Origin of the sequence: Staphylococcus sp. HMSC068G11 (assembly GCF_001815825.1) — a bacterium.
GTDB lineage: Bacteria > Bacillota > Bacilli > Staphylococcales > Staphylococcaceae > Staphylococcus > Staphylococcus epidermidis.
Window position 1 is genome coordinate 54,010 of record NZ_KV822098.1, and the last position, 22,598, is coordinate 76,607.

Genomic DNA, 22,598 nt, shown 5'->3' on the forward strand with positions numbered 1-22,598 from the left:
TCTTATCCCTCCCTATCCAATATAAAACTTAACAAGTGCTTTATTTTGTCTGATTGAACTTGACTCAGATGTTGATCCGTCATATTTTCATAAAAATTTTCTATAATTGTCTGATCATCTTGCTTTTTGATTTCGGCATGGCTAAAATTCTCACTATGCTCAAATGCTACATTCGATAGCGCTAATATATTGGGATAAATCTGTTTCAGTTTCATCATTGGATCAGTAACATGAGAAACATTCGTTAACTTAAAATGAAAATAATTATTTTTATTTTTTACTTTTATTCTTTCTTGAATAATATCTTCATAATCACCTTCAATAACTTCTAATTCTCTTAGAGGTTTTAAAGGAACAAAAGTTTCATTTAATATTTGATTATTTTCAATATCAAGAACTCTATATCCTTTAGATTGAGTTACTTCAGAGAAAGAGTATTGCAATATCGAACCGCTATATTTGATAAAAGAGTTATTTATACTAAATGGATGATGTAGGTGCCCAAGCATTACATAATCAAACAACCGAAAAGAATGCATATCAACTGATTCTACTGTTCCAATAGTTAATGGTCTTTCCGAATCTGAAGTTTTACCGCCCTCTATAGTTAAATGACCAATTAGTATATTTACCTTATTATTATCTATGGAACTAGACATTTGCTCTAAGCATTCGTTTAATGCTTGTTGATATGTTTCTATTTGCTTATCCTTAAAATAATTTTGCACTTCACTCACAGTTGCGAAAGGTAAAGTGAAAAATTGAACACCACTCAATTCTATTGGATCATCAATATTTTCTAGTTGAGTTCTTATGTAAAGTTGATTATTCTCAAACCACTTAGCGCCATAATTCAATCTTTCCCTACCATCATGGTTACCGCTTATCATGATTATTGGAATTTCAAGTTCTATATTTAAGTATTCAATAGTCTCTTCTAGTAAACCTATCGCTTCTTTACTTGGATATGAGGTGTCATACAAATCACCTGCAATGACTATTAAATCTGGTTGTTCCTTCTCCATATGTTGTTTAAATTGAGTTAAAATATATTTTTGGTCTTCAAGCAATTGCTTTCCATTTAAAATTTTACCCAGATGCCAATCAGCGGTATGTACAATTTTCATAATTACCCTCCTGATAAGAACGTTTGTTCGTTTCAATTCTATATGCTTTTTTTACCTTTTTCAAGTAAAAAACCACCTATCAAAATAATGATAAGTGGTTAAACATATTACTTAATAAGATTCTTTTGCAATTTTTTATATTTATAAAGCATTGCACATCTCCAAGGTACTATCATACAAAATGCAAGTAAAAAAAACATACCAGCAATTTCACCTGGATCAATTTCGCTACTTATAAATATTTTAATAACTGTTCTTATTATTAATAATGATATTAAAATAATTGGAAATGCTTTAGACCGTTTCATATAAATATTATCATCTTTAACTTCAAATCTAGAAGTCCAGATTAAAACAGTAGAAAACAAAACACCTAATATCAAAGATTCTAACATTTCCATACCAGTTAATCTAAAATATGGTACCACATACATCAATGCACCGGTAGCCATGAAAAATGGTGGTAAGATAATTTTCTTTTCATTGACTGGAAACTGTTGTGCTTTCATTCTTATCACTATAACGACAGCACCCATTAGAAATGCAAACACAATGGAAAAGACTAAATAAGCCAAATTGACACCCTCTTTTGACATAAACTTATTCGCTTAAATAATCATTTGATAGTATATCACTATCACTATAAAATTGACACTTTAAATGTTCAAGTTTTAACATTTTAATACATATATAGTATTTAATTCATTACTAGAACATAAAATTAATATATTAATAATAAGTAAAAAAAGAGCGCTACAGTTATTTTGATAAGTTTCTGTAACACTCATTAATATAATGTCTATGAACCTTACATTTTTTGATTCATATTTTTATTCATCATTGTCATCATTTGATTGATTTTCTTTTGAGATGGTTTTTGTCCCATTTGCATCATCATCATACGTAGCATTTCCTCATTGATAGGTGGATTTTTCTTTAAGTAATCTTTCATATATTTTCTAGCTAATAAGAAACCACCAATTAAACCTGCAATAAGTGCTATAACGATCAGAATAATTGCTACCCAAATTGCCATTATTTCACCCGCTTTCTGTATCCTTATGAATTTTACTAAATTCGTTCTGTTATTTCAAGACATTCTTGAATAATAACGATTAGTACTCCATTTATTATCATAACAAAGCCAAAGATATTATTAAATTCTATTTTAATATCTAAAAGGTTACTAACCAATTTTGATGGTTAGTAACCTAAAAAGTTCAACTAAATCATTGTCTAAATTTATAATGAACGAACTTGTTTTAAAATATTTTCTTTAGTGAATCCATACTTTTCAACTACTAAATCTCCAGGAGCACTAGCACCAAAACTATCTATACCAATGACTTTACCTTCAATACCAACATATTTATGCCAACCGAGAGGTGATGCCATTTCGATAGCTATACGTTTAGTAACATCAGAAGGTAAAATTGATTCTTTATATTCAGAAGATTGTTGTTCAAATGCGTACCAGTTTGGCATAGAAATAACTCGCACACCTTTTCCTTGTTGCTCTAATTCTTTTGCGGCTTCTACAGCTAAATTAACTTCTGATCCTGATGCCAATAATAAATATTCAAGTTGTTGTTCTGTTTCAAAAACAATATACGCACCTTTTCTCACACCATTTTCAACTGTTTGTTTATCAACATCCAAAGTTGGTAAATTTTGACGAGTTAACACTAATGATGTTGGCGTTTGTTCTGATTCAAGTGCAACTTCCCAAGCTACACGTGTTTCATTGCCATCAGCTGGACGAATAACATTCATATTAGGAATGGCACGAAGACCTGCTAATTGTTCTATAGGTTCGTGTGTGGGTCCATCTTCACCTACAGCAATTGAATCATGAGTAAAGATGAATGTTGAATTGAGCCCCATGATTGATGATAATCGTAAAGCTGGTTTTAGATAATCACTGAATACAAAGAATGTTGCTGCATACGGATGAAGTCCACCATGTGCTGCCATACCGTTTACTGCTGCTCCCATTGCAAATTCACGTACACCAAACCATACGTTTTTACCTTCTGGAGTATCTTTATTATAATCTTTAGCTTCTTTAACGTTAGATTTATTTGAACCTGCTAAGTCTGCTGATCCACCAAAGAATGAAGGAACAAATTCACTTAATTTTTGAATTATTTCTCCTGAATCAGCTCTAGAAGCACCACTGTGATTTAAATCATATTCTGGTAAGGCATTAACGTAATGATTTGGTAATTTACCACTCATTGCTAATTTAAATTCCTCAGCTAATTCTGGATAGGCTTCACTATAATTTTTAAGCATATTATTCCAAGCCTCTTCATTTTCATTTGCACGTTTTAACATTGTTGATTTAAATATTTCGTATACATCTTCAGGAACATTAAAACGTTTTTCAGGATCTAATCCATATTCTTTAAATGTAAGTGCACGTTCTTCTTCACCAAGTGGGGCACCATGAACTCCATTTGAACCAGCTTTATTAGGAGAACCAAAACCAATAATAGTTTTAACTTCGATAATAGTAGGTCCTTGTTGTGATTTAGCTTGAGTGATTGCATTATCAATCTCATCTAAATCGTTACCATTTTCAACTAGAATATAGTTCCAACCATAGGCTTCAAAACGCTGTTTTGTGTCTTCAGAAAATGATTTATCTAAATCTCCATCTAAAGATATATCATTTGAATCATAAAGGACAATTAATTTATCTAACTGATTATGACCTGCAAAAGATGCAGCTTCATGTGAGATACCTTCCATTAAGTCACCATCTGACGCTAGTACATAAGTGTAATGATCAACTATATTAAATTGGTCCCTATTAAATTTACCTGCTAAATGACTTTCTGCTAACGCCATCCCTACAGACATGGCAAAACCTTGACCTAATGGACCAGTAGTAACTTCTACGCCATCAGTATGTCTATATTCTGGATGTCCAGGCGTCTTCGAACCCCATTGTCTAAATTGTTTAAGTTCTTCAAGTTCTAAACTACCAGAGACATGTAATAAGCTATACAATAAAGCCGAACCATGACCTGCTGATAGAATAAATCTATCTCTATTAAAAAAATCTTTAGATTGAGGGTTAAAATTAAGGTGGCGCGTCCATAAAGTATACGCCATAGGTGCCGCTCCCATAGGTAATCCAGGGTGTCCTGAATTTGCTTTTTCGATTGCATCAATGCTTAAAGCACGTATCGTATCTATAGCTAATTGATCTTTTTCATTAAACATCGTTGTGTCTTCCCTTCTACAATTAATATCTATTTTTAATTATAACTTATTTTATTTTAAAATGATAAAGAAAAATCAGATAAATTAGATCTAAGGATATAACTGGATTCAAACTATATACCTAGTTTAACTCCATAAAAGTTAATTAAAAATAAATTATTTCTAAGTAAATCATCAATGACTACGAAAATTTTCAACTTATATATCAATGATGAGTCGAACTCTATTGTTTTATTTATTGTGATTCTCTTCTTGTATCTTTTTTAACTTTTCAGGTGTCACATCATTTCCTTCAGGATCAATGACCTTAGTATTTTCTATCTGTTGTTTAAAACCTTTTCTAAATTCTTCTAAATACTGTTTTCTTAATTTAGTCTGTTCTTTAGCCTCTTCATTGGTTAAGCCCTGTTCTTTCTTTTTTCTGGCTAATTCATTTATTCTATCAATATTTAAATTTTCTTTACTCATTTGAAACCTCTTTCTTAATGCATAAAATTTTATTGTTATGATAATAATTAACAAATATTCTGTTAGTTTTAATGATACTTATTACTTGAGTAGAATATATCAAAAAAATAAGCATAACCAAATTGTTACGCTCATTTTACAGTAGATAATATGAAAATTAATTGACTAATGCGAACACAGACTGATCATTCTGTTCGCTATTTTGTTTGTCTTTATAGTTTTGAGTAGTTCCTTTTTGATTATGTTGATGAATCTTGTGGTCAGTCATTTCGTACGTTTGTTCTGATTGAGCACCTTGGTTAACGCTTAAAAAGAAAGTTAAAAAAACAATACAAGACACTATTACTATTGCCATAGATGTTAAAAATTTATATTTGTATTTTAAAATCATCCAATCTCACTCCTAGAACATTTGTTTGTATAAGTAATTTATCAGAACATAAGTTCTGTGTCAACAACATTGCGAACAAATGTTTGTTAGAAAAGGTAATTAATGATATAATTATCTCAAACAATAATAAGGAGTGCCTATTTATGAGAGAACTCACTAAGCGACAAAGTGAAATATATGATTATATTAAGAAAATTGTTCAAACAAAAGGTTATCCACCAAGTGTTCGAGAAATTGGCGAAGCTGTCGGTTTAGCTTCAAGTTCTACAGTACATGGACATTTATCTAGATTAGAAGAAAAAGGATATATAAGAAGAGATCCTACTAAACCTAGAGCTATCGAGATAGTTAGCGAACAATTAGATGAGGTAAATGTAGAGGAAACAATTCATGTTCCGGTTATCGGTAAAGTTACGGCCGGCGTTCCAATTACCGCTGTAGAAAATATAGAAGAATATTTTCCACTACCAGAGCACTTAACTTCAACACATAACAGCGATATATTTATTTTAAATGTAGTTGGGGAAAGTATGATTGAAGCTGGAATATTAGATGGCGACAAAGTAATTGTACGAAGTCAAACTATTGCTGAAAATGGTGATATTATAGTAGCTATGACTGAAGATGAAGAAGCTACTGTTAAACGCTTCTATAAAGAAAAAAATCGTTATAGACTACAACCTGAAAATAGTACTATGGAGCCTATTTACTTAGATAATGTCATTGTAATAGGTAAAGTAATAGGATTATATAGAGAAATGTAATAAATTTATAATCAATTTCTTATTTTTAAGTGTAGGCCTCCTTATATTTTTTATATGGTTTAAAAACAATACCCTAGGACAGCAACTAATGTCCTAGGGTATTTAATATATTAATCTCGATGCCAGTGTTAGTGTTAAGATAACGCTTTTATCAAATTTTTTACTCTGAACTACACCTGTTGTGAGAGAAAAATTCAATACAACTTCTGACCAACCGATTTTGTTTTTTTGTTCTTATCTAATATTTCTTTCACTTTTTCAAGTATATCAGTTTGCTTTTTACTTTTTTGCTTCATATTTATCTACATCCTTACGGACTACTTATACCCATAAGTCATATATATAAACATTTAACTTGTATAATTTTCAGTCCAAAAGGGTTGTCTTCGATCATTGAAATATACACCTACGCCCAAGTAATCAAAATGAGTGTTTAAAATATTCTTTCTATGCCCCAATGAATTCATCAAACCTTCATGTGCATAGATACTATTCAATTGTCCATATGCTAAATTTTCTCCAGCAGCTTTAAATTCGATTCCATCTTTTTTTAATCTATCAAAAGGAGAAAGTTTCTTTTCATTTACATGGTCAAAGTAATTATGCTTAACCATGTCAATACTATGCTTACGCGCAGTATGAGAAACATCCTTGGAATAATCTAATGTTTTTAAGCCATGCTGTTTTCTTTCAGCATTAACAATGTCAAAATTTTGCAACTCAAAACTCTTTGCAAGTAATTTAGATGGTCTACCATATTGATATCTTAAACGATTTTCCATTTTCTCACTCACTTGTAATAATGACTTCACACCATTATCTCTGTGTTTATCATAAAATACTGTGGTATAAATATGGTCTTTATGGAAAACATCATACTCATTACTTTTTACATCAAAACCAACTTTTCCTTTTTTTATAACTTGAATCGGGGACCCATATCTTTCCCTAACAACATCTTTAGGAGTATCATACTTAATTTGAGATTTAGATGAAATAAGATTTTGATTTGTATACAATGCATTAACATGATTGTTAATATAACTCACCATCAAAAATTGATTATAATCATTTGAATAATATGTGTACCAATTTGTGCCATACACACTCGAAGTCATACGCTTATGTCGTCCCAACTGTGCTTCAACATCTTTTCTAGTCATATTCATCTGTATATTGTTGATTGCAAATTCTTGTTTTTTAGGAATCGCTAATTGAGTATTATCGTCATTTGAATCAGAATCAATCCATCGATTAATTTGATGACGTATATCATTTTGAGCTTTTATCATAAAAGTAGTTTCTTTGACTGGCGTAAAAATAACGATGCAAAGTAAAAATGTAATCAATAAAAGAAATCTTTTAATTGTATTCACCTACTACTTTTTACTAATCTCTATCACCATTAAAAATTGAATTTCTAACTATGACGTAATCAACTGTTCTTAATGACTTCAAGTCCTTTCCTCCTGCATATGAAATTGAACTCTGTAAATCTTGTTCCATTTCAGTAAGCGTATCTTTAAGAGATCCTTTGTGTTCTACAAACATTTTTTTACCTTCAACGTTCTTATGTTCACCTTTTTGATATTCTGAGGCACTACCAAAATATTCTTTATATTTTTTGCCATCTAGCTCGACGGTTTCACCCGGTGATTCCTCGTGGGCAGCAAACAAAGACCCAATCATCACCATAGAGGCACCAAAACGAATTGATTTGGCTATATCACCGTGGGTTCTTAACCCTCCATCAGCAATAATAGGTTTTCTAGCTGCCTTATTACAAAGGTTTAACGCAGAAAGTTGCCAACCTCCTGTACCAAATCCAGTTTTAATTTTAGTAATACATACTCTTCCTGGACCAATACCTACTTTTGTAGCATCTGCACCAGCATTCTCAAGTTCTCTTACTCCTTCAGGAGTCCCAACATTTCCAGCTATCACAAAACTATTTGGTAAATGTTTTTTTATATGCTTAATCATATTTATAACTGAATTTGAGTGACCATGAGCAATATCAATTGTTATATATTCTGGTATGAGCGATGAAGAAGCTAATTTTTCAATAAAATTAAATTCGTTTTCTTTAACACCAACAGAAATAGAAGCAAATAACCCTTCATGATGCATTTTTTTTATAAATGGAATTCTATTTTCTTCATTAAATCTATGCATGATATAAAAATAATCGTTTTCTGCAAACCATTGCGCAAGTTCTTCATTCATGACTGTTTGCATGTTTGCTGGAACAACTGGCAATTTAAAAGTACGAGGCCCAAATTTAACCGAAGTATTACACTCAGATCTGCTTTCAACAATACATTTATTGGGAATTAATTGTATATCTTCATAATCAAAAATTTTCATCTTTTTTAACCCCTTACAATAGAATTAATCTTCAAAATATTTATTCAAAATACGAATAATACCTTTAATTTTGTAAAAATCATTCATATTATTCATCCTTTTTAAATGTACATTGTTTTTCTTCTATTGTAAATGGACCTAAGTAGTAAATTTTTACCAACTAGATTTTTTTACACCTGGAATTTGACCTTTATGCGCATGTTCTCTAAATGCAATTCTAGACATTTCAAACTTACGTAACACACCTCTAGGTCTACCAGTTACTTTACATCTTCTAGTTAGTCTAGTTGGAGATGAATCTCTTGGTAACTTTCTTAATGCTTCGTAGTCTCCTTTTGCTTTTAACTCTTTACGTAACTCGTAGTATTTATTTACTAATTCTTGTCTTTTTTGCTCTTTTGCTATTTTAGATTTTTTCGCCATATATTATAACCTCTTTCTACAAATCGTAATTATTACGTTTTATAGAATAACATATATTTCAAAATATACAAGTGAAAATCCTTCTATCTATGTATAAACTAAAAAAAACTCCCCTATGAGTTAAGGAGAGTTTTCGTTTCAAATTGTCGTATTTGAAAGATAAGTAATTATTTTGTTTCACGATGTAACGTATATTTATTTAATCTTGGGCAATATTTTTTCATTTCAATGCGTTCAGGATTATTACGTTTATTTTTAGTAGTAATATAGTTACGATCGCCACACTCTGTGCAGGCTAATGTAATATTTACGCGCACGTTAAACACCCTTTCTAATGTTGTTAGGAATTCTTACGATTTAAGATTGTATCATAAAATTCAGTGGTAAGCAATCTATGAATTTTAGATTATTTAAAGTTTTCATATGTTTCGTCTTGGTTTGTCTCTAAATCAATTTGATTGATATCAATATCTAAAGCTTTTGCTACACCTTTCCCATATTCTGGATCAGCTTTATAGCAGTGGCGAATGTGGCGAACTTTGACATCTTTAGAGACCCCATCCATTGCATTAGCTGTATTTGTGAAGATACGCTCTTTTGCATCTTCGGACTGTAATCTGAATAATTTACCTGGCTGTTCAAAGTAATTGTCATCATCCTGGCGATAATTATATTCATAACCATCACCATCTGTCGGGAATGGTGGCTTCTTGTGTTCAGGCTGTGACTCATATATACCTTGATTATTAGGATAATAATGTGGGCCTCCACCTTGGTTATTATCTAAGAAACGCATTTGTCCATCACGACTAAATGGACACAAGTTCTCAACTCCAACTCCCTTAGGTTGATTGACAGGAATCTGCCAATGATTAACTCCTAAACGATAACGTTGGGCATCTCCATATGAGAATAAACGTCCTTGTAGCATTTTATCTGGTGAATAATCTAACCCAGGAACAATATTTGTAGGCGCAAACGCTGCCTGCTCTACATCAAGAAAATAATTCTCAGGATTACGATTCAACTCAAATTCTCCCACTTCAATCAGTGGATAGTCTTTTTTATACCATACCTTTGTTAAATCAAAAGGATTGTCTGGATGATTTTTAGCTTGTTCCTCTGTCATAACTTGAATGTACATTTTCCATTTTGGATAATCTCCATTTTCGATAGCATTATATAAATCCCTCTGTGAAGAATCTCTATCCATACCTACAATTTTAGCTGCTTCCTCGTCAGTATAGTTTTCAATTCCTTGTTGTGTACGGAAATGATATTTAACCCATACACGTTCACCTTTATCATTATACATAGAATACGTATGAGATCCGAATCCATGCATATTTCGGAATCCTTTTGGCATACCTCTGTCTGACATTAATATTGTCACTTGATGCAATGCTTCAGGGAGACCTGTCCAAAAGTCCCAGTTATTTTGTGCACTTCTCATATTTGTACGTGGATCTCGTTTTACAGCACGATTCAAACTAATAAATAGTTTAGGATCTCTAAAGAAGAAAACTGGCGTATTGTTACCTACTAAATCCCAGTTTCCATCTTCAGTGTAGAATTTCAAAGCAAACCCACGTATATCACGTTCTAAATCTGCTGCTCCACGTTCTCCTGATACGGTAGAAAAACGTGCAAACATCTCTGTTTGTTTTCCGACTTCTGAGAATATTTTCGCATTTGTATATTGTGTGATGTCATTTGTAACTGTGAACGTTCCAAATGCACCTGAACCTTTCGCATGCATACGACGTTCAGGAATCACTTCTCTATCGAAGTGAGAAATTTGTTCTAAATAATAAACGTCCTGCATTAATAATGGTCCACGTTGTCCTGCTGTCATACTATTTTCTCTATCCGAAACTGGAGCACCAAAAAGTCCAGTTAATTTTCCATCCTGTTTTGACATAGCAAGCTCCCCCTCACCTTTATATTTAATATTGATTACTATGTAGTATCCATTTTAATTAAACCCCTTTCCGATAGCAAATAAACTTATTTTAAAGTTATTGTTAGAAAAATATAAGAAATATCAGAAAAATTTAACAATTACGCTTTAAAGTACTAAAAAGTTATTGAATAGTATCTTTAAAAAGATTAAAATGAAGGATATATTTTAAGATAGATGGGAGACGGCATATGGAAGATAATAATATGAAACGTGGTCTCAATTCGAGACATATATCCATGATAGCTATAGGTGGCGCTATAGGTACTGGACTTTTTGTGGCAACTGGAAGTGTCATTTCTCAAGCTGGTCCGGGAGGAGCTATATTAGCTTATATACTAATTGGTATCATGCTTTATTTTTTAATGTCATCAATAGGAGAATTAGCAACTTTCTATCCGGTTTCTGGTTCTTTTAGTTCATACTCTACCAGATTTGTTGATTCGTCACTTGGTTTTACCATGGGTTGGTTGTATTGGGGTATGTGGTCACTTGTAACAAGTGTAGATATCATTGTTGCTTCCAATGTATTACAATATTGGGATGTATTTAAAGTTTTAAATCCACTTACATGGAGCTTAATTTTTTTAACTCTGTTGTTTTTAATTAATATTTTTTCTGTTAAAGCTTTTGGAGAAACTGAGTTTTGGTTATCACTTATTAAAGTCATTACTATAATAGTATTTATTATTTTTGGAATTATGATGATTTTCGGTATTCTTGGTGGTCATACATATGGCTTTGAGAATTATACAAAAGGTCAAGCACCTTTTGTCGGTGGAATATCAGGCATATTAAGCGTTCTTTTAGTTGCTGGATTTTCAGTTGGTGGTACTGAAGTAGTCGCAGTAACAGCTGGTGAATCAAATAATCCTGAAAAATCAATGCCTAAAGCTATAAAACAGGTATTTTGGAGAATATTACTCTTTTACGTATTGTCTATAGCTGTGATAGCTGCCATCATTCCATATACGGACCCACTTTTACTTAATGAAAATGAGTCTGTATCACAAAGTCCGTTTACAATTGTTTTCGATAGAATAGGAATCGCTTTTGCTGCATCAGTCATCAACGCTGTTATCTTAACATCATTATTATCAGCAGCTAACTCTGGTATTTATACAACAAGTAGAATGCTATTTTCTTTAAGTGCTGATAAACAAGCACCTAAATTCTTTGGAAAACTCAATGATAAGACTAAATTACCTATGCGTGCATTAATTACAACATATATTATTATTGTATTAGTCATAATTTATGCTAATTTTAATGCTAATGCTGTATTTAACTTATTAAATATCATAGGATCTATGGTTATTGTCGTTTGGGGATCTAGTATTTGGTCACAAATTAGATTAAGACAAGCAATTAAAAAACAGGGTAAAAACCCAGATAAACTGTTGCCATATAAAGCACCTTTTTACCCAGTAGGACCTATTATTGTCCTTTTCACATTATTATTCTTATTAATAGGTAGTTCCTTTGGTAGTATCGCATCTGGTGATATTTTAGGTGTCATTCGAAACTTTACACCATTATTTATTCTAGCAATCATCTATATTACTCATAAATTAATCAAACGGACACATTTTGTCAAACTGGAAGAAATAGATTTAACTCCGCATAATTACAAGAATTAGTTATTAAATGAGCCTGTGACGTGTATATTTGTCACAGGCCTTCTTAATATTAGTAATTGATAGTTGACCCCAAAATGCTTACATCACTTTCAATATCAATATCCTCGATGCTAAAGAGTACTTCATACTTAATTTTTACTGACAATATACATCGTGACTATAGACTGTGTTGGAGCTTCGAATTCGATAGGAATTTTGTTCACCTTCTTATTTATGATTTAACACCGTACATAAATTTTCGTTATTTTATGATTAAAACTTATAATGTATAATAAAGATAATAAAATGGTATAGAGGTGGATAACATGGTTGGACAAACAAATTTATTCGATGATGTTATAAAGAAAGAGGAACGCTTTGTTATAGTTGTTCAAGCACTTGAAGAAAAAAATGGTAAGCTCTTAAAACGAACTTTGAGAGAATATCCAAGCTTAGAGCACACGCAAATGAATGACCTTTTCTCACATCTTAAAGAAGTATTTCTTGAAGAACCTTTTGGGGTCAATCAATCAGCATATAGTATTACAGTTTATACAAATCTAGATTATGCTGCAGATCAAGTCTATGCACATGTTAAACGTTTTAAAGGGAAACATGACTGGACACATACTGCGAAATAGCAAATCAATTAAAAATGTAGATTTTTAATTGATTTGAAAAAAGTAAACAAAAATTCAAATATATTCAATGAAGAAATTGTTGGCATGGATGAAGATTAATTATGTAACCTATATTATGAATAAAGAAGCCCGTAAATGAATTTTGAAAATTCATTTACGGGCTATTTTTCTAGGAATTATGTCACAGACTCATATAATATATTAACATGATAAGTTCTTACTTATATTTATATCGACGTTTTTTTATGACTTACCACTCATAGGCAGAGAAGTCAGTTTCAATTAACCTTAAAATTATTAATTTTCACACTAATTCATTGAAATCATGCTTTAAACCAAAATTTCTTTTAATGCATAAGGAATACCATTAGAATTATTATCTAAAGTTACTTCGTCAGCAATTTTCTTGAGTTCATCGCTAGCATTTCCCATTGCTACAGAATATCCAGCAACTTCAAACATTGACTTATCATTCAAACTATCCCCGAATACTATGACTTCTTCTAGAGGAATTTGTAATCTTTTACAAAGTGCTTTTATTGCGTTTCCCTTCGAAACATTCTTTGCCATAAACTCTAGGAAAAAAGGCTTACTCGTTGTCACATCAATGTCTTTATTGAAGTTACCATCCAATTCAATACGTGCCTCAGTAATATGACTTACATAATCCACACCCATAACTTTAGGCACACTATGATTAATATATTCCTTCAAATCAGCAACACGATTCATAGGTAATCCGGTAAGTTGTGATTCTATGTTCATGTATTCATGACTACTATCGTGAATGATATATCCATTATCATAAGTAAGTACTAAAAAGTTCTTATCTCTACAATAATCTACAATATTATCGAAATTTTCTTTTGAAACAGGCTGATCGACCTCTACATTCTCATTAGCCATATTTATAGTTTTACCTCCATTATAACTAATAATGAAGCTATTGTATTTATTTAACTCTAAATCTCTCGCAGTAGGTAACATACCTTCTGTTGGACGACCAGAGGCCAATACCACATAATAACCACGCTTTTGAATATCTAATAAGTAAGATTTTGTCTCAATGGACAATTTATTATCACTGTTCATTAAAGTATCATCCATATCTAAAACTACCATTTTATACTGAGTCATATAGTATAGAACTCCTTTCAAGAGTTATTAAAAGTTTATTCTTAACTATATTTTACAATAATTTAGGACTTTAGGTACACTACTTCCTCTTTAACACCCATTTCATTAATTGTTACTAGTTCTGAAGCACAATTATTAATTTTCTCACGTAGTGTTCTAACTAATTTACCACTTTTTTCTTTTGGACAAAGAGTGAGTATCGTAGGTCCAGCTCCACTTATAACGGTTGCATATGCATCATGTTGACGTGATAGTTGACGTACTTGATTGAATTCTGGAATAAGATGTTGTCTATATGGTTCATGAAAACCATCTTGTTCCATCATCTTTCCAGCAAGCTTATATTTGTGCTGAATGAGAGCACAAATCATAGTGTTACTAATGGCACTATTTTGCACAGCACCTTTATGTGAAAATGTATCGGGTAATACCCTTCTAGAGTCTTCAGTGCGAAGCTCATATGGAGGTATAGTTAAAATTATATCTACGTGCGGAATTTCTATTCTAGCAACATCTGTTATTTTAGTTATTGGATTATAAAAACCTGCAATCAAACCTCCATATATTGTAGGTGCTACATTATCAGGGTGTCCCTCAATTTCAGTCGCTAGCTGTAACAATTCGTATTTAGATAATTGAATATTACCAAAGTAATTAGCAATGAAAAGAGCCCCAACTAATGCAGAGGCAGATGAACCTAATCCTCTAGCTAATGGAATATCACTTCTCATTTCGATTTGCAAGCTTGGGAGTGTAACATTGTATTTACGCGCAACATTTACAGCAGTTTGATAAATATAATTATTGTCATCTTTAGGTAAACCTTCTAGTTCTGAACTATAATATTGAAAATCCCAATTAGATTTTTCAATCTTACGTATAGACATATGCAAATATTTATCCAATGCCATACCAATTGAGTCAAATCCTACGCCTAGATTCGCGGTTGATGCAGGGATTTTGAGTTTTAAAACTTCCTCCATACTAGATTGCCCCTTTGATATATCTGATTATACTTTCTTTATTATTGGGTAAAGGTTGGATAGGATTATCTAAAAGAGAAATAGCTGTGTCAGGATCTTTAAGTCCATTCCCAGTTAATATTGCTACTATCTTTTTACCTTTAGGTAACTTACCAGAGCGATGAAGTTTGATTAGACCTGCAATTGAAGCATTACTCGCTGGTTCACTAAAAACACCTTCCTTTGTTGTCATTAATTGATAAGCTTCTAAAATTTCTTCATCTGTCACACTATCAATTAAACCGTTTGATTCATCGAGTGCATTAACAGCTTTTTGCCAACTAGCAGGATTCCCTATTCGAATAGCTGTAGCTATTGTTTCTGGATTTTTGATTATTTTATTTTTAACAATTGGAGATGCTCCTTCTGCTTGGAAGCCAAACATTTGTGGTAATTGAGTATTCTTTTTATTATGATACTCAACAAATCCTTGCCAATAAGCAGTTATATTACCTGCATTTCCCACTGGTATTGCTAAAATGTCAGGGGCTTGACCATCTAACTGTTCAACAATTTCAAAGGCACCTGTCTTTTGTCCTTCAATTCTAAATGGATTAACAGAATTAACTAATTCAATTTCATCATTTTCTTCAGCAATCTCTTTTACGATTTCAAGTGCTTCATCGAAGTTTCCTTCTATAGACACAATTTCTGCACCATACATAACTGCTTGTGATAATTTACCTAATGCTATTTTACCTTCAGGAATTACAACAATTGCTTTTAAACCAGCTCTTGCAGCATAAGCAGCTGCTGATGCTGAAGTATTACCAGTAGAAGCACAAATAACAACTTTTTTCCCTTGTTCTTTTGCCTTTGTTACAGCCATAACCATACCACGATCTTTAAATGAGCCAGTCGGGTTTGCTCCTTCATATTTAACATATAATTGAATATCTAATTTTTGAGAAAGATTTTCACAATAAATAAGTGGTGTATGTCCTTCATTTAGTGTTAGTGCCGGTGTAGATTGATTGACTGGTAAATATTCTTTAAATTCTTTAACTAATCCTTGCCATCTTTTCATAATTATTAAACTCCCTCTACAGGATAAACTTTCTTGACATTAAATCCTGATTGATTTAAAACTTTTTCTGGAGATGTTTCTATTCCAGTAACAATAATTGCATAGGTATCTTGATCCCTCTCAACGAGTTGCAACGATTTATGAAATGGTAATTTCTTTTTTATGTCATATTCAACTTTCTCCAAAGATTTATGACTGTGACTAATTACTATATAGTAATTAGATTTCTCTTGAATAACTACTGGTTCTGCACCATCCATCATTTCTTTCGTTTCCTCTGTCTTTAATTCAAAATGAGGTGGTAAAGTGTGTAAGTTTGATTCAAAGAAAAGTGCCACATTTAATAAGTCACTTACAACTGCACTTCCTGTTGCTAAACTACCTGCACCTTTACCATAAAACATTGTATCGCCAACAGCATCACCTATAACATATATTGCATTGTATTCGTTCTCTACAGCTGCAAGTTGGTGATTCTTATGTATCAGTGTCGGTTCCACTGAAGCATTCACATATCCATTTTCATATGTACCTTTACCTATTAATTTAATTTTATAATTTAATGCGCTTGCTGCATTGATATCTGCTAATGTTATGTCACTAATTCCTACCAATTTAACATCATTAAGTTTAATGACTTGGTTAAAAGATAAATAAGATGTAATAACTACCTTTCTTGCAGCATCTAAACCTTCTACATCATCTGTTGGATCAGCTTCAGCAAATCCTAATCTTTGTGCTTCTTCTAACGCATCTTTAAAAGTTGTTTGTTCATGAGTCATTTTTGAGAGAATAAAGTTAGAAGTTCCATTAAATATTCCCATAAATTTAGAAATATTATTTGCATTCAGTCCATTATTAATAGCATTGACAATAGGGATACCACCTGCCACACTTGCTTCAAATTTAAGAGCGACGCCATTTTCTTCAGCTAAGTCTTCTAACAATTTTAAATGGATAGCTAGTAAATCCTTATTTGCAGTAATCACATGTTTTTTATTTTTAAGGGCTGTTCTTAACCAATCAACAGTAGGTTCAATACCACCCATAACTTCAACAACTATATCAATAGAATTGTCATTTAAGATGTCATTAATATCTTCTGTAAGATGATATTGACTAATATTTAACGGACGTTTCTTAGATTTATCTCGGACTAGAATATGTTTAATGACAATATCCTTATTGATGGTGTCTTTAATCTGTTGTCTATTCTCTTCAATAATCTTTACAACACCTGATCCGACTGTTCCCAAACCAAGTAATGCGATATTTAACTCTTTCATGTAAATTACCTCCGTTTGTGCTTTTGAGAAATACAATTGTACTGTTGAAAAATACTAGATAATGGTTTAGTATAAAATCATTCTAAATTTTTGTAAAGTTCTTAATATTGAAAATATAAATCTATATTACCATGCTTAATCAGAAAACTAAATAAAATTTTCTGATTTTTTAGAAAGGTAGGAAAATTATGAAAGTTGCTAAGTTTGGTGGAAGTTCTGTGTCAACTGCAGAACAAATTAAAAAAGTATTAACTATTGTGAATGAAGATCCTGAACGTAAAATCATTATCGTTTCAGCTCCAGGAAAAAGGCATAATGAGGACATTAAAACTACTGATTTATTAATTCGTCTCTATGAAAAAGTACTTAATAAATTAAATTATGAAAGTAAAAAACAAGAAATTATTCAAAGATATGCTGATATAGTAGAAGAATTAGGTATAGAAAATGACATTTTAATAACAATTAATGACACTTTAGAGGAATATATTAGAGATCTTTCTGACAAACCTAACCGTTTATATGATGCTTTATTGTCTTGTGGCGAAAATTTTAATGCTCAATTAATAGCCGAGTATAATAATAGTCAAGGTATTCCTACTCGTTATATTTCTCCGAAAGAAGCTGGATTAACCGTTACTGATTTACCACAGCAGGCTCAAATTTTAGATTCCGCATATAATGATATATACAAATTGCGTGATTATGAAGAAAAACTAATTATTCCTGGTTTTTTCGGAGTCTCAAAACAAAATTATGTCGTTACGTTTCCACGCGGTGGTTCGGACATAACTGGCGCTATCATAGCACGTGGCGTTCGAGCCTCACTTTATGAAAACTTCACTGATGTATCAGGAATATATAAAGCTAATCCAAATATCATAAATAATCCTGAACTCATTGAGGAAATAACTTATAGAGAAATGCGAGAGCTATCTTATGCAGGATTTGGAGTTTTTCATGATGAAGCTCTACAACCTTTATACAAAGATCGAATTCCGGTAGTTATCAAAAATACTAATCGTCCGAATGATAAAGGGACATACATTTTACATGACCGTGAAATTGATTCTAAAAATGTCATTAGTGGGATTAGTTGTGATAAAGGCTTTACTGTGATTAATATAAAAAAATATTTAATGAATAGATTAGTTGGATTTACACGAAAGATTCTTGGCGTTTTAGAAGAATTTAATATATCATTTGACCACATGCCTTCTGGTATTGATAACATAAGTATTATCATGCGTACAAATCAAATTCAAGGTAAAGAAAGTCAAGTTCTTAATGCCATACGCAAACGTTGTGAAGTTGATGAATTAAGTATCGACCATGATTTAGCAGTACTAATGATTGTTGGTGAAGGTATGAATCAAGTTGTTGGTACAGCTAGTAAAATTACTCACGCCCTTTCAGAATCAAACATTAATTTAATAATGATTAACCAAGGTGCTTCTGAAATTTCAATGATGTTTGGAATTCATGAAGCAGATGCTGAGAAAGCAGTATTATCTACGTACGAATTTTGTTACAACGGCGTTTGTTTAAAAAATTTGTGTAAATAAAATAAAAAAGATTTCTACATCACTTTCAATACATAAAGTAAATTTATTAACTCTGTATCAATGATGTAGAAATCTTTTTAAGATATCTTTTTAGCCGAACTATTTACTATAGCCTTTTTAATACGCTGTTCACCTACTACTAATTTTAAAATATAGAATTGATAATAACTAAGAGAATCAATAACAGCTTTATAATTACTAAACTGATGATATTTTTGTTCACTCATTAAATCATACATAAGAACTATTTCTGGCTTGATATAATCTACGTTCCAACTTAAAGAATGAAAATATATATTATTTTTTGGTAAACGTATATGGTGATCTAACCTAAATAGCCATTCATCATTTACAACATCATAAACAAATATTGTCATAACTTCTGTATCGTTTTTAGAGATTTTAACATGTTCTACATCTGATAAAGATAAAGATTCTCTTAATCTTTCATTTAGCTGTTCATCATAATAGTGAATCGTAAATTCTTCAGGAATCACTCTGATAATTTCCAATAACTTTTTGCGCTCAACACAAATATCTACTTTCGATGGTAATATAAAATCATCATTCAGAAATAGATGCATCGCTACCTCGCCGTGAAATTTGAATAAATGAGATGATGTTTTCCTTAAAATTTCGACTATTTTATTCACTGGTTTTTCTTCTTTAACGTACATGTTACCACCCCTAGAGCAAGCGCTTTCATAGTTAATTATACATTCTCTTTTTTCACTTATCAAACAAATAAATGTGAACATTTAGTAAAATTTATTTTATTTTCAATAAAATTATTTTCATAAAAAGTTACTGTATCACTATTTGCTTCGCATATGATAGGGCTCTCATAAAAATTCACGAAAAATTAATTGATATGTAAATATTTCGTCACTACTATTTGATAAAACACATTTCCCCTCTCCTTTTCATTGAACTCAAAATTTAAGAAGTTTATAATTTATCTTGCAAATAGAATTTATTATATTAAAAGATTTGGGTGAGTAGTAATGTCTTTAACAATTATCTTATCTATAATAATTATTATTTTGATTATGGCTATGGTTCTTAATCAAAAATTTATGAAAGATAGAATTGAAACAGAAGAATATGCTAGAAATCAATTAATCTCTAAAAATTCAACTTTAAGTGAAGAAAATTTATCGTTGAAAAACCAAATGTTAAGTACAAACAATGACGTCGGTCACCACGCTTTTAAAAACGCCAAGCGTGAATTAAGAAAAATATTAAATCGATTTAAAGAAGAAGGTCGTTTACGATCATTTACAATTGTTCCTACGAGTAATTTGGCTGTTAAACATCCCCTTTTCGAATATGCACGTTCATTCGATTTTATTATCATTACTGATGTTGGTTTGATAAATGTGGATGTTAAAAATTGGAACCAAAAAACGTTCTATCATTTTGATGTGCCAGATCAACATCTTGAAGAAGGACAACCACAATATAATACCGAAAAGGTTGTCGGACATTATATTAGCAATCGATATCATAGTCAGTTTAAAACAACACGTTCTGGTGTTTATACTTTTATTGAGATTTTACAGGATAATCGTGTAATATATGAATTTTATGACCACGATCCATACGATAAAGCTGCAAACAATGCAAAAGCATTAAAAGATAAAATTGAAAATGATTATAATTTTAAAATTCAAAGTATTGGCGTCATTTACTTTAGTGATGGTAGCGTTAATATTATTGAAGGATCCGACGAGAGTGATAAATACGTCGACACCGTATCTACTCCGATATCACTTGAAAAAGTAATTGAGGATGCTATCGATTTATCTAAGCATCCCCTTACTGATAAACAAATCGAAGAGATTTCTGAAAGCTTTAAACAACATATGAATAATTAAAATTCAAAAGAGTTTGGGGCATAAAGTTATTTGACTAATAAAAAGACAATTTCTATGTTTTATTAATAGAAATTGTCTTTTTATTATTATTCAAATTGTTGAGCAACTACTTTTTTTATATTCTGTAACATTAATACAAATGTAATTTCTCTTTTGACTTTAGTTACGTTTCGAACCGACATACAAATAAAACTCAAAATAACTTTCGTAAATCCATCAACAAGTTTCACATCAAATTTCTTTAACTGCAAACGTTTCTTCTAATAAGAAATCTCATCCCAATTTGAATTTTAAAATATCTTAAATTGTAATTTTACATTCTAACTTATTAAATTATCTATTATCAACAATGTTGTCATATATATTTTTAATTTTAACGTTTTAATACGATTCAGTAGTCATAGCACACATTTATATGACAACACTTATAGCAATTATTTCATGAATAAATAAACTTAATTATAAACCGTATCAGTTTACATTAGAAATCTTTTTAAAACATAATGTTTTTCACTAGACTAAGAAGTAGATATCCTAATATCTACTTTATTGAAACACTAGTCAGAAACGTAGTTGAAATCTACTAAATATCACTCTTTTTTTATTCTAATCTCTTTAGCTAGAATAAGAAAACGCTGCAAAACAAAATGGTCCAACTGAGTTTCTACTTATTGATATAACAAATGAATTTTATATTTCCACTCAATATCAGACTCTAAATTATCGCTACTAGCTCCAAATATTTAATTTTCTCTTTTTTGCCTCTTCTTGAGCGTTTACGAAGGTATCCCTATATTTTCCGTTTGGAGAAAAATACTTTTCTCTGGCTAGACCTTTTTTCACCAATGATTCATTAAACATATCTCCATTTTTTAACCATACGTACGCCAAAGTACGACCATACCTATCAGTTTTTTCTTTATCATATTCTAAATAAACATTTTGATGCGTGAGATACTTCTTCGTATAATTAGATGCTCGTTTACCATAGGGTTGAACTGGCGTATTAGGCTTAACAGTTTCTGGCGTATCTACACCAATTAATCTGACTTTAATTTCCTCTCCATTTTTTTGAGCAACAAATGTATCACCATCTACAACTCGTTTCACATATACTTTGTCTTTACCATTTAAATTAGATTTTTCTGATTGATGTTGAGATTCTGAACCACTAAACGGTCCAGAATGGTTTACAAACTGAAAAATAATAACAAGTATTCCTATCATCGCTACTACAAAAAGCGATGACATTTTCTTAGATTTCAATAATGTCACCTTATTTCACTTAATATCCCGATTAATACTAAAGAAAATTTGATCCAACGTCAAATGATTTCATACTATTACAAGTAATCAATTTTATATAATTACAATCTCGCTTTCCAAATTATAAGAGCATGATATAATACATGATGTTAGGAGTGAAAGAAATGGATACGTCTAATGAAAATAAAATAACAATCATTGCCGTCATAGTAGCAATAATTGTTGGTGTCGTACTACAAATTGTCTTTAAACTACCCTTAATCGTGAGTTTAGTGGGGTCAGTATTTTTAGGTATGTTCGTTGGTTTTATCGTCTACCTAATTCAGTCATTTCGTCGTAAAAAAAAGAATTAAAATAGGATAATATTTAGTATATATAGTTTAAAATTAAACATAATGCACTCAGTAACTTTGTCTCACTACAAAGT

The 22,598-nt window shown here is 31.1% G+C and carries 23 protein-coding genes; 6 read left to right on the forward strand and 17 right to left on the reverse strand.

All coding sequences use genetic code 11. The features are described from left to right. Positions 1-2 precede the first annotated feature (2 nt). The 6 genes from sbcD to sosA form a co-directional block, all read right to left on the reverse strand. Complete coding sequence (gene sbcD / locus HMPREF3058_RS08470) at positions 3-1,127, reverse strand: exonuclease subunit SbcD (protein WP_002491336.1); 1,125 nt, start codon at positions 1,125-1,127, stop codon at positions 3-5. Between the two features lie 107 nt (positions 1,128-1,234). Then, positions 1,235-1,702 carry a CcdC family protein gene (locus tag HMPREF3058_RS08475; protein WP_002457502.1) on the reverse strand — a complete coding sequence of 156 codons (468 nt, stop codon included), beginning with the start codon at positions 1,700-1,702 and terminating at the stop codon, positions 1,235-1,237. Between the two features lie 233 nt (positions 1,703-1,935). Then, positions 1,936-2,163, reverse strand: coding sequence for a YneF family protein (locus HMPREF3058_RS08480; RefSeq protein ID WP_001831215.1), 228 nt, complete (start codon positions 2,161-2,163; stop codon positions 1,936-1,938). Between the two features lie 206 nt (positions 2,164-2,369). Next, a complete protein-coding gene (tkt, locus tag HMPREF3058_RS08485; RefSeq protein WP_002490242.1) occupies positions 2,370-4,358 on the reverse strand; it encodes a transketolase in 1,989 nt (662 codons plus the stop codon). 231 nt (positions 4,359-4,589) lie between these two features. Then, on the reverse strand, positions 4,590-4,826 hold the full coding sequence (locus HMPREF3058_RS08490; RefSeq protein WP_002446359.1) for a DUF896 domain-containing protein: 237 nt from the start codon (positions 4,824-4,826) through the stop codon (positions 4,590-4,592). A 157-nt stretch (positions 4,827-4,983) separates the two neighbouring features. After that, positions 4,984-5,217 carry a DNA damage-induced cell division inhibitor SosA gene (gene sosA / locus HMPREF3058_RS08495; protein ID WP_070731365.1) on the reverse strand — a complete coding sequence of 78 codons (234 nt, stop codon included), beginning with the start codon at positions 5,215-5,217 and terminating at the stop codon, positions 4,984-4,986. Positions 5,218-5,360: 143 nt separating this feature from the next. Between sosA and lexA the strand changes: the two genes are divergently transcribed. Beyond that, the gene (gene lexA, locus HMPREF3058_RS08500) at positions 5,361-5,981 is read left to right on the forward strand and encodes a transcriptional repressor LexA (protein WP_002446357.1); all 621 of its coding nucleotides are present in this window, start codon (positions 5,361-5,363) and stop codon (positions 5,979-5,981) included. Positions 5,982-6,331: 350 nt separating this feature from the next. On the opposite strand, the gene HMPREF3058_RS08505 is transcribed toward lexA, so the two are convergent. The 5 genes from HMPREF3058_RS08505 to HMPREF3058_RS08525 all read right to left on the reverse strand — a co-directional run bounded on the left by HMPREF3058_RS08505 (position 6,332) and on the right by HMPREF3058_RS08525 (position 10,692). Continuing rightward, positions 6,332-7,357: a CAP domain-containing protein gene (locus tag HMPREF3058_RS08505; RefSeq protein ID WP_080390754.1), complete on the reverse strand. Its 1,026-nt coding sequence runs from the start codon at positions 7,355-7,357 to the stop codon at positions 6,332-6,334. 13 nt (positions 7,358-7,370) lie between these two features. After that, complete coding sequence (gene guaC, locus HMPREF3058_RS08510; protein WP_002446355.1) at positions 7,371-8,348, reverse strand: GMP reductase; 978 nt, start codon at positions 8,346-8,348, stop codon at positions 7,371-7,373. Between the two features lie 153 nt (positions 8,349-8,501). After that, the gene (gene rpsN, locus HMPREF3058_RS08515; RefSeq protein ID WP_001831302.1) at positions 8,502-8,771 is read right to left on the reverse strand and encodes a 30S ribosomal protein S14; all 270 of its coding nucleotides are present in this window, start codon (positions 8,769-8,771) and stop codon (positions 8,502-8,504) included. Between the two features lie 167 nt (positions 8,772-8,938). Continuing rightward, positions 8,939-9,088 carry a 50S ribosomal protein L33 gene (gene rpmG / locus HMPREF3058_RS08520; RefSeq protein WP_001831295.1) on the reverse strand — a complete coding sequence of 50 codons (150 nt, stop codon included), beginning with the start codon at positions 9,086-9,088 and terminating at the stop codon, positions 8,939-8,941. A gap of 89 nt (positions 9,089-9,177) precedes the next feature. After that, complete coding sequence (locus tag HMPREF3058_RS08525) at positions 9,178-10,692, reverse strand: catalase (RefSeq protein WP_002457507.1); 1,515 nt, start codon at positions 10,690-10,692, stop codon at positions 9,178-9,180. Between the two features lie 230 nt (positions 10,693-10,922). Between HMPREF3058_RS08525 and HMPREF3058_RS08530 the strand changes: the two genes are divergently transcribed. Both HMPREF3058_RS08530 and HMPREF3058_RS08535 read left to right on the forward strand, forming a co-directional pair. Beyond that, the gene (locus HMPREF3058_RS08530) at positions 10,923-12,371 is read left to right on the forward strand and encodes an amino acid permease (RefSeq protein ID WP_002491323.1); all 1,449 of its coding nucleotides are present in this window, start codon (positions 10,923-10,925) and stop codon (positions 12,369-12,371) included. A gap of 305 nt (positions 12,372-12,676) precedes the next feature. Continuing rightward, the gene (locus tag HMPREF3058_RS08535) at positions 12,677-12,991 is read left to right on the forward strand and encodes a hypothetical protein (RefSeq protein ID WP_002446352.1); all 315 of its coding nucleotides are present in this window, start codon (positions 12,677-12,679) and stop codon (positions 12,989-12,991) included. A 330-nt stretch (positions 12,992-13,321) separates the two neighbouring features. Here HMPREF3058_RS08535 and HMPREF3058_RS08540 read toward each other — a convergent pair whose 3' ends face one another. The 4 genes from HMPREF3058_RS08540 to HMPREF3058_RS08555 all read right to left on the reverse strand — a co-directional run bounded on the left by HMPREF3058_RS08540 (position 13,322) and on the right by HMPREF3058_RS08555 (position 17,463). Continuing rightward, positions 13,322-14,128 (reverse strand): Cof-type HAD-IIB family hydrolase, encoded by an 807-nt coding sequence (locus HMPREF3058_RS08540; RefSeq protein ID WP_002475749.1) that lies wholly within the window; start codon positions 14,126-14,128, stop codon positions 13,322-13,324. Positions 14,129-14,190: 62 nt separating this feature from the next. After that, on the reverse strand, positions 14,191-15,111 hold the full coding sequence (gene thrB, locus HMPREF3058_RS08545; protein ID WP_002475747.1) for a homoserine kinase: 921 nt from the start codon (positions 15,109-15,111) through the stop codon (positions 14,191-14,193). 1 nt (position 15,112) lies between these two features. Continuing rightward, positions 15,113-16,177 (reverse strand): threonine synthase, encoded by a 1,065-nt coding sequence (thrC, locus tag HMPREF3058_RS08550; protein ID WP_002491321.1) that lies wholly within the window; start codon positions 16,175-16,177, stop codon positions 15,113-15,115. A gap of 5 nt (positions 16,178-16,182) precedes the next feature. Further along, positions 16,183-17,463, reverse strand: coding sequence for a homoserine dehydrogenase (locus HMPREF3058_RS08555; RefSeq protein ID WP_002491329.1), 1,281 nt, complete (start codon positions 17,461-17,463; stop codon positions 16,183-16,185). Positions 17,464-17,651: 188 nt separating this feature from the next. On the opposite strand from HMPREF3058_RS08555, the gene HMPREF3058_RS08560 reads away from it, so the two are divergent. Next, positions 17,652-19,028, forward strand: coding sequence for an aspartate kinase (locus tag HMPREF3058_RS08560; RefSeq protein WP_002457512.1), 1,377 nt, complete (start codon positions 17,652-17,654; stop codon positions 19,026-19,028). A gap of 77 nt (positions 19,029-19,105) precedes the next feature. On the opposite strand, the gene HMPREF3058_RS08565 is transcribed toward HMPREF3058_RS08560, so the two are convergent. Further along, positions 19,106-19,705, reverse strand: coding sequence for a hypothetical protein (locus tag HMPREF3058_RS08565; protein ID WP_002457513.1), 600 nt, complete (start codon positions 19,703-19,705; stop codon positions 19,106-19,108). Positions 19,706-20,032: 327 nt separating this feature from the next. On the opposite strand from HMPREF3058_RS08565, the gene HMPREF3058_RS08570 reads away from it, so the two are divergent. Beyond that, positions 20,033-20,905, forward strand: a complete 873-nt coding sequence (locus tag HMPREF3058_RS08570; protein ID WP_002457514.1) for a hypothetical protein — start codon at positions 20,033-20,035, stop codon at positions 20,903-20,905. 729 nt (positions 20,906-21,634) lie between these two features. On the opposite strand, the gene HMPREF3058_RS08575 is transcribed toward HMPREF3058_RS08570, so the two are convergent. Continuing rightward, complete coding sequence (locus HMPREF3058_RS08575) at positions 21,635-22,171, reverse strand: thermonuclease NucI (RefSeq protein ID WP_002491320.1); 537 nt, start codon at positions 22,169-22,171, stop codon at positions 21,635-21,637. A gap of 164 nt (positions 22,172-22,335) precedes the next feature. Between HMPREF3058_RS08575 and HMPREF3058_RS08580 the strand changes: the two genes are divergently transcribed. Next, positions 22,336-22,524: a membrane protein gene (locus tag HMPREF3058_RS08580; RefSeq protein ID WP_001829458.1), complete on the forward strand. Its 189-nt coding sequence runs from the start codon at positions 22,336-22,338 to the stop codon at positions 22,522-22,524. Positions 22,525-22,598: the final 74 nt, after the last annotated feature.